The organism is Herbaspirillum sp. YR522, assembly GCF_000282575.1.
Taxonomy (GTDB): Bacteria; Pseudomonadota; Gammaproteobacteria; order Burkholderiales; family Burkholderiaceae_D; genus Herbaspirillum.
The window spans coordinates 1-8,330 of sequence record NZ_AKJA01000083.1; the positions used below are offsets into that span (position 1 = coordinate 1).

At 63.7% G+C, this 8,330-nt stretch carries 9 protein-coding genes and 1 pseudogene; 8 read left to right on the forward strand and 2 right to left on the reverse strand.

Features of this window, described 5'->3' with window-relative positions; genetic code table 11:
* Positions 1–116: 116 nt before the first annotated feature.
* Positions 117–707 (reverse strand): YqiA/YcfP family alpha/beta fold hydrolase, encoded by a 591-nt coding sequence (locus tag PMI40_RS11775; protein ID WP_008115485.1) that lies wholly within the window; start codon positions 705–707, stop codon positions 117–119.
* The gene (gene mpl, locus PMI40_RS11780) at positions 704–2,089 is read right to left on the reverse strand and encodes a UDP-N-acetylmuramate:L-alanyl-gamma-D-glutamyl-meso-diaminopimelate ligase (protein WP_008115487.1); all 1,386 of its coding nucleotides are present in this window, start codon (positions 2,087–2,089) and stop codon (positions 704–706) included. Before mpl ends, PMI40_RS11775 begins: the two co-directional genes overlap by 4 nt.
* Positions 2,090–2,169: 80 nt before the next feature.
* Between mpl and PMI40_RS11785 the strand changes: the two genes are divergently transcribed.
* The 8 genes and pseudogenes from PMI40_RS11785 to PMI40_RS11820 form a co-directional block, all read left to right on the forward strand.
* A complete protein-coding gene (locus tag PMI40_RS11785) occupies positions 2,170–2,826 on the forward strand; it encodes a hypothetical protein (protein WP_040501946.1) in 657 nt (218 codons plus the stop codon).
* Positions 2,823–3,344, forward strand: a complete 522-nt coding sequence (locus tag PMI40_RS11790) for a TlpA disulfide reductase family protein (protein ID WP_008115491.1) — start codon at positions 2,823–2,825, stop codon at positions 3,342–3,344. Before PMI40_RS11785 ends, PMI40_RS11790 begins: the two co-directional genes overlap by 4 nt.
* Before the next feature lie 85 nt (positions 3,345–3,429).
* Positions 3,430–3,867 carry a type II 3-dehydroquinate dehydratase gene (aroQ, locus tag PMI40_RS11795; protein ID WP_008115493.1) on the forward strand — a complete coding sequence of 146 codons (438 nt, stop codon included), beginning with the start codon at positions 3,430–3,432 and terminating at the stop codon, positions 3,865–3,867.
* A gap of 111 nt (positions 3,868–3,978) precedes the next feature.
* The gene (accB, locus tag PMI40_RS11800) at positions 3,979–4,443 is read left to right on the forward strand and encodes an acetyl-CoA carboxylase biotin carboxyl carrier protein (protein ID WP_008115495.1); all 465 of its coding nucleotides are present in this window, start codon (positions 3,979–3,981) and stop codon (positions 4,441–4,443) included.
* Positions 4,444–4,612: 169 nt separating this feature from the next.
* Entirely contained in the window at positions 4,613–5,989 is a 1,377-nt protein-coding gene (accC, locus tag PMI40_RS11805) for an acetyl-CoA carboxylase biotin carboxylase subunit (RefSeq protein WP_008115497.1), read from the forward strand.
* A gap of 6 nt (positions 5,990–5,995) precedes the next feature.
* Positions 5,996–6,913 (forward strand): 50S ribosomal protein L11 methyltransferase, encoded by a 918-nt coding sequence (prmA, locus tag PMI40_RS11810; RefSeq protein WP_008115499.1) that lies wholly within the window; start codon positions 5,996–5,998, stop codon positions 6,911–6,913.
* Positions 6,914–6,918: 5 nt separating this feature from the next.
* Entirely contained in the window at positions 6,919–8,064 is a 1,146-nt protein-coding gene (locus tag PMI40_RS11815) for a DUF3426 domain-containing protein (RefSeq protein ID WP_008115501.1), read from the forward strand.
* A gap of 58 nt (positions 8,065–8,122) precedes the next feature.
* A pseudogene (locus PMI40_RS11820) lies at positions 8,123–8,330 on the forward strand (carbohydrate kinase family protein); the annotation flags it as partial.

Consider the following 8,330-nt stretch of genomic DNA (forward strand, 5'->3'; position numbering starts at 1 on the left):
GGCCAGCCAGGCGCGCAAGGTACGCGCATGGCCCCCCTGCCCGGCCAGCAACGACGCCAGCGCCTGCGGATGCGACATCCAGCGCGCCTTGTGCGGCCTGCACCACGAATGCGGCATCAATGCTCCTGCCCGTCGTCGGCGGCGACCCCGCAGAACGCCAGCACGGCGTCGAGGTGGTCGGCGAACTCCGCGATGCCGTGGTCGCTACCCTGGATCACCGTGTGCCGCGCGCCCGGATAGTGCGCCACCATCTCGCGCCAGTCCAGCACTTCGTCACCGGTGGCGGCAATCAGGTAGTAACGCCCGGCATCGCTGATGGCCGGCACAGCCAGGGCGCGCAGCTCGTCGACATATTCGCGCTTGAATTCGAACGGCTCGTCGCTGTGGTATTGGGTAGTGACGCCGACGTACGACTGGAGATCACGCGGTGGCGTCACGGCCGGGTTGAGCAATACCGCACGGCAACCATGCCGTTCGGCCAGCCAGGTGGCATAGAAGCCGCCCAGGGACGAGCCGACCACCGCCAGCCGGGCCGCATCGACGCCAGCGACCAATGACTCGGCCAGCGCCATGGCGGCGGCCGGCGAGGCCGGCAGCTGCGGGCACACGAACTGCTGCGCCAGTCCCAGCCGGGCCATGCGCTGCGCCATCAGGCGCGCCTTGAACGATTGGGGAGAAGAGCGAAAGCCGTGCAGGTAAAGGATCATGCCAGCGCGTCCAGCAATTTCTGGTGCACGCCGCCGAAGCCGCCATTGCTCATGACCAGCACATGGTCGCCCGGGCGCGCTGCCCGTGCCACCGCCTGCACCAGCGCGGGCAGGTCATCGAAGGCCTGCGCGCGCTCACCCAGCGACGCCAGCGCCTGGCCGAGATCCCAGCCCAGCGCGTCGCGCCCGTCATTGGCGCCGTAGCCGAACACCAGGTCGGCGGCGGCCAGGCTGCCCGGCAACGCTTCTTTCATGGTGCCCAGTTTCATGGTGTTGGAGCGCGGCTCCAGCACCGCCAGGATACGGCCGCCATCGGCGCCCAGCTTCTTGCGCAGGCCGGCCACGGTAGTGGCGATGGCGGTCGGGTGATGGGCAAAATCGTCGTACACGGCCACGCCATTGGCGCTGCCACGCAACTCCATGCGCCGGCGCACGTTCTGGAACCGGGCCAGCGCGGCGATGGCCTGCGCCGGCGGCACGCCGACGTGACGGGCGGCGGCGATCGCAGCCAGCGCGTTCATCCGGTTGTGCTCGCCGCTGAGCGACCATTGCACGGTGCCCTGCGAGACGGCATCGAAGAATACTTCGAAGCTGTCGTCGGCAAAGGTCTTCATCGCCCACCCGGCACCCTCGCTCACGCCGAACCGCTCCTGCTCGCTCCAGCAGCCACGCGCCAGTACCCGCTGCAAGGCCGCCTCGCGCGCATTGACCAGCACCCGCCCGATACCGGGCACGGTGCGCACCAGGTGATGGAATTGGGTCTCGATGGCACCCAGGTCGGGGAAGATGTCGGCGTGGTCGAATTCGAGGTTGTTCAGGACCGCGGTGCGGGCACGGTAGTGAACGAACTTGCTGCGTTTATCGAAGAATGCGGTGTCGTATTCATCGGCTTCGATGACGAAGAAGGGCGATGCACCTCCCTGTCCATCGCTACCCAGGCGCGCCGAGATGCCGAAGTCCAATGGCACGCCACCGATCAGGAAGCCGGGTCGATAGCCGGCGTGCTCGAGGATCCAGGCCAGCATCGCCGAGGTAGTGGTCTTGCCGTGGGTACCGGCGACCGCCAAGACCCATTTGTCCTGCAGGATGTGGCGGCCGATCCATTCCGGACCCGACACGTAGGGCAGGCCACGGTTGAGGATCTCTTCCATCAGCGCATTGCCGCGCGAGACGACGTTGCCGATGACGAACAGGTCCGGGGCCAGGGCCACCTGGGACGGATCGAAGCCCTGGATCAGCTCGATGCCCTGCGCCTGCAACTGGGTACTCATCGGCGGATAGACGTTGGCATCGCAACCGGTGACCTTGTGCCCGGCCTCCTTGGCCAGCACTGCCAGGCCACCCATGAAGGTGCCGCAAATGCCGAGAATGTGAATGTGCATAAAGAACTCAAGCGTTCCAACTGAGTGTAATCACGGGATTTTACCTGAGCTGCCGGCGAGCGCCGGTGTCAACGGGTATGATGTCGCCCATGCCTGATTTCTTTACATCGGAAACCGAACGCCTTCGCAGCGAGATCGCCATTGCCGCCGCGCGCATGATCGCCGAGGACGGCGCCGACTATGGCAGCGCCAAGCGTCGCGCCCAGAAGCAATTGCTGGGCAACCAGAAGGTGCGCGGCGAGATCATGCCCGATAACGAGCAGATCGAAGAAGAAGTGCGTATCTACAACCAATTGTTCTTTGCCGACACCCAACCGGCGCGCCTGCTTCACCTGCGCCAGGTGGCATTGAAACTGATGCAGCAACTGCAGCAATTCAACCCTTATATTACCGGCGCGGTCTGGAACGGCACCGCCGGCGACCATTCGGACATCCATCTCCAGCTGTTTGCCTCCAGCGCCAAGGAAGTCGAGATATTCCTGCTCAACCAGGACGTGAACTTCGAGGTGGGCGAGACGCCGCATTTTCGCAATGGGCGCGAGATGGTCGAGACGCTCAGCCTGCTGTTGCCGCAACCTGGTGGTGCGTCCGAGCTGGCGCACCTGGCAATATACGACCAGGACGACCTGCGCGGCAGCCTGCGCAGTGTCCCCGGACGGCGCGCCGAACGCGGCGACGCCCGCGCCTTGCAGGCAGTGATAGACGAAGATAACGACAAAGAAAGCACGGATCCATGAAGAAGCTGCGCAATATCATCCTGATCGTCGCCGTGGCGGCGTTGGCCATCGGCGCCGGGCTGGCGGTGCACCATCGCAACAATCCGCCGCTTTCGCCCGAGGACCGCGCATTGGCGAGCCTGCTGTCGCAGAACTTGCCGGATGTGAAAGGCGCCTCCCAGCCGCTGTCGCAGTGGAAAGGCAAACCGCTGCTCATCAACTTCTGGGCCACCTGGTGCGGCCCCTGCGTCGAGGAGATGCCCGAACTGACGGCCCTGCAGCCAGACATTGCGCCGGTGCAAATTCTGGGAATTGGCATCGATAGTGCCGAAAATATCGGGCAATTTGCACAAAAATACCAAATCCGCTATCCTCTCTACGTTGCCGGTACCGGCGCCACCGATCTGCTCAGGCAATTCGGCAATGCGGCCGGCGGTCTTCCCTTCACCGTTCTGGTGGGCCGGGACGGCAAAGTCAAAAAGATCTATCTGGGCCGCTTGAAGTTCGATGAGCTGCGCCGCGACCTGTCCCAGGTGTAAATCCCCGAAAAGAAAGTTTTTCTTGCCAAATGGTGTCATTTGACGGCAAAATGCGCGCATCGTCGTCAAATGGGGCTTAAACTCGATGGCAAAACACCTTCTCCTGCTGAATGGTCCGAATCTCAATCTGCTTGGGACCAGGGAGCCGGAAGTCTATGGATCGACCACGCTGGCCGATGTCGAAAGTCGCGCGCAGGCACAGGCACGCGCCGCCGGCGCCGACCTGCAGGCGTTCCAGAGCAACCATGAAGGTGCATTGATCGACCGCATTCACGCAGCACGCGGCGAAGCGGTCGATGCCATCGTGATCAATCCGGGCGGACTCACGCATACCAGCGTGGCGTTGCGCGACGCGTTGGCCGGGGTGGCCATCCCGTTCGTTGAGGTGCACATCTCGAATGTCCACCAACGCGAGCAATTCCGTCATTTTTCTTACTTGTCCGGTATTGCCCGGGCGGTCATGTGCGGCTTCGGCGTGGACGGCTACCGATTGGCCGTCGACTACTGGCTGCATCAAGCGTAGCGCCGCGCCTGGCGTCCACGCGACACTGCTCCTGGCTGACCAACACATACTGCCGACCGCGATGAACGGTCGGCGATTATTTAAAACTCATCTACATTCCGAGGGATTCAAATGGATTTACGAAAACTCAAGACACTGATCGACCTGGTTGCAGAATCGGCCATCGAAGAGCTTGAAGTCACTGAGGGCGAAAGCAAGGTCAGGATCGTCAAATCTTCCCCGAATGCCCAGAACCAGCTGGTGATGATGCCCCAGCAGCAAGCCTACGCACCGGTGGCCGCTCCCGTGGCAGCCGCGCCGGCAGCTGCACCGGCGGCGCCGGCGGCACCGGTCGTGCCTGAAGGCCACATCGTCAAGTCGCCCATGGTCGGTACCTTCTACCGCGCCTCGGCGCCAGGTGCTCCGGCATTTGTCGAGGTCGGCAAGGAAGTCAAGGAAGGCGATACCCTGTGCCTGATCGAGGCAATGAAGCTGTTGAACGAGATCGACTCCGACAAGGGCGGCGTGATCAAGCAGATCCTGGTCGAAAATGGCCAACCGGTAGAATTCGGCCAGCCGCTGTTCCTGATCGGCTAGGCAGTCGCCGACGCACCACAAGGCAATCCCGGCTTAGCCGGATGGCGCCGCCCACGGGCGGCCCGAAGCGGAATCTGCAGCCCTGCCAGCGCGGTGAACGACCGCGCGGTGCGCAATCCCGCCATCCGGATCTCTATAACGCTTGATTTGGCGACGCCTCTCTCCTGCTATGTTTGAAAAAATACTGATCGCCAACCGTGGCGAAATTGCCCTGCGTATCCAGCGCGCCTGCCGCGAGATGGGCATCAAGACCGTGGTCGTGCACTCCGAAGCCGACCGCGAAGCCAAATACGTGAAGCTGGCCGACGAGTCGGTCTGCATCGGACCGGCGCCCTCGGCCCTGTCCTACCTGAACATGCCGGCCATCATCAGTGCCGCCGAAGTGACCGACGCCCAGGCGATCCACCCGGGCTACGGCTTCCTGTCGGAAAACGCGGACTTCGCCGAACGGGTCGAAAAATCCGGCTTCGTCTTCATCGGCCCGCGTCCCGAGAACATCCGCATGATGGGCGACAAGGTCTCGGCCAAGCAGGCGATGATCCGTGCCGGCGTGCCTTGCGTGCCAGGCTCGGAAGGCGCGTTGCCCGACAATCCAAAGGAAATCGTGCAAATTGCACGCAAGATCGGCTATCCGGTGATCATCAAGGCCGCTGGCGGCGGCGGCGGTCGCGGCATGCGCGTGGTGCATACCGAGGCGGCGCTGATCAACGCGGTCACCATGACCAAGACCGAAGCGGGTGCCGCCTTCGGCAATCCCGAGGTCTACATGGAGAAGTACCTCGAGAATCCGCGTCACGTCGAGATCCAGATCCTGGCCGACGAACACAAGCAGTCGATCTGGCTGGGCGAACGCGACTGCTCGATGCAGCGCCGCCACCAGAAGGTGATCGAGGAAGCACCGGCGCCGGGTATCCCGCGCAAGATCATCGAGAAGATCGGTGAACGCTGTGCCGAAGCCTGCCGCAAGATGAACTACCGCGGTGCCGGCACCTTCGAGTTCCTGTACGAGAACGAAGAGTTCTATTTCATCGAGATGAACACTCGCGTGCAGGTCGAACACCCGGTCACCGAGATGATCACCGGCGTCGACATCGTTCAGGAGCAGATCCGTATCGCCGCCGGCGAGAAGCTGCGTTATCGCCAGCGCGACATCGAGCTCAAGGGCCATGCCATCGAGTGCCGCATCAATGCCGAAGACCCGTTCAAGTTCGTACCGTCGCCAGGCCGCATCACGGCATGGCACGTCCCGGGCGGTCCCGGCATCCGCGTCGATTCGCATGCCTACGCCGGTTATTTCGTGCCGCCGAACTACGATTCGATGGTCGGCAAGGTGATCTCGTACGGGTCGACCCGCGAACAGGCGATCCGCCGCATGCAGATCGCGCTGTCGGAAATGGTGGTCGAGGGTATTTCGACCAACATCCCGCTGCATCGCGAATTGATGGTGGATGCCCGTTTCTTCGAAGGCGGAACCAATATCCATTATCTGGAACATAAGCTGTCTGAACGTCCGGCGTCGGACGCCGACAAATCTACCAAGAAGTGAGACGCCATGGGTTGGGTTGAAATCGTCATCGAAGTCGCGCGTGACCAGGCCGAGGCATTGTCCGACGCCTTGATGGAAGCAGGCGCCCTGTCGGTGTCGGTGGAAGACGCCGACGAAGGCACCGAGGCCGAGCGGCCATTGTTCGGCGAACCGGGCATGGAGCCGCAGCAAGCGGCATGGGATCGCAGTCGCGTGGTGGCACTGGCCGGGCGCGACGCCGACCATGCCACCATCGTCTCCGACGCCACGCACGCCATCGGCCTCGACTACGCACTGCCGTTCGCCACGCGCGACGTGGAAGAGCAGGACTGGGTGCGCCTGACGCAATCCCAGTTCGAGCCGATCCAGATCGGGCAACGGATCTGGGTGGTGCCCAGCTGGCACGACGCCCCCGAGGTGGCCGATGCGCTGATCCTCGAACTGGACCCGGGCCTGGCCTTCGGCACCGGCAGTCATCCCACCACCCGGCTGTGCATGGAATGGCTCGAGACCAATGCCGATGCGGGGGCCTCTGGCCTGCTCGACTACGGTTGCGGTTCCGGCATCCTCGCACTGGTGGCGGCCAAGCTCGGCGTGCCCAGGGTGGTCGGGGTCGACATCGATCCACAAGCCATGGAGTCGGCCCGGTACAACGCCCAGCGCAACCATTGCGAGATCGATTTCTTCCTGCCGGAGCCGTTTGCCCAGGTCTATCCGGAGGGCGAGCGTTTCGATATCGTGGTGGCCAATATCCTGGCCGGCCCGCTGCAGGTGATGGCGCCCATGCTGGCCGGGCGCGTGGCCGCAGGCGGCGCGCTGGTGCTGTCGGGGGTACTGGAGCGGCAAGCCGCTGAAGTCATCGCCGCCTATGCGCCCTACATCACCCTGACGGTCTGGGCGGAACACGAAGGCTGGGTGGCGCTGGCAGGCCGCCTGCCGGAGTAAAGTGCATGGCACTGGCGACCCAATGTCCGCAATGCCTCACCATCTTCAGGGTCGCCAACGACCAACTCAAACTGCGCGGTGGACTGGTCCGCTGCGGTAGTTGCAAGAACGTCTTCAACGGTAACGAATACCTGGTCGAGGCCGGCATCAGCGATGGCCTCTATCATCCCGCACCGGGCAGCCGGGCGCTGCCGCCAGGCATCCCGCCACCTGCCGCGCCGGCGTCCATTGCCATGCCGGCCACGAACGCCTCGCCCGGCGCCGATGCGCTGCCGGTGGTCAATACCCCAGCGCCGGTCGAGCCACCTGCACCTGCGCCTGCACCGACACCTGCACCGACACCTGCATCGGTGCCGCCGGTAGTCACGGAACCGATCCCGCTGGTGCAAGAGCCCAAGGTGTTCCGCTCGCCCGACAGTCCCGGCTATATCCCCGACCTGGGCGCCCCCTTGCCCGGCGTGGATGCGCTTGCGCCTGACGACTTCCCGCTGCCCAGCAAGCCATCGGCCGACGACGAGCCGCGGCGTTCGCCGCAGGATGGCGCCCCCGACGACACGCCGGCCGACGAGCCCGGCACGGCCACCGATGCACAGCCCGAACCTGAGGCCGAACCGGCAGTGCTGGATGACCTCGATTTCGTCAAGAAGGCCGAGCGGCGCGCCCGCGTCGGACATGTCACCCAGATCGCCATGATCCTGCTGGCGGCGGTCATGGTGCCGCTGCTGCTGTTGCAGGCCACCTATTACTGGCGCAACCAGATCGCCACCGGCGCCCCGATGTTGCGCCCGATGCTCAACGGCATGTGCGCCACCTTCAATTGCACGGTCGGCGTACCGGCTGAAATCGACCAGTTGTCGCTGGAATCCAATGAGCTCCAGGTGGTGCCACCGAACCAGAACATCTATGCGCTGTCGCTGCTGCTGCGCAACCGCAGCACCAGTGCCCAGGCCTGGCCGGCCATCGAGCTCACGCTCAACAATGACGACGAGAAACCGGTGGTGCGGCGGGTGTTCCGCCCGCGCGACTACCTGCCCGGCAGCGCGCAGATCGACAACGGCATCGGCGCTGGCAGCGAGCAAGCGGTCAAGCTGACCTTCGAACTCGACAACGCGCTGGTATCGGGATATCGCATCTACCTGTTTTATCCCTGAAAGTCATGCCGCTTTCTTCTACAATGCGGCATTCCTTCACTTTTTCGACCACCCTCCCATGAGTTCACTGATCTGCGGCTCGCTCGCCTACGACAACATCATGCAGTACGACGGCCGCTTTGCCGACGCATTACTGGCCGACCAGTTGCATAAAATCAATGTCTCGTTCCTAGTGCCCACCATGCGTCGCGAGTTCGGTGGCTGTGCCGGCAATATCGGCTACAACCTCAAGCTGCTTGGTGGCGAGCCGGTGGTGATGGCCACCG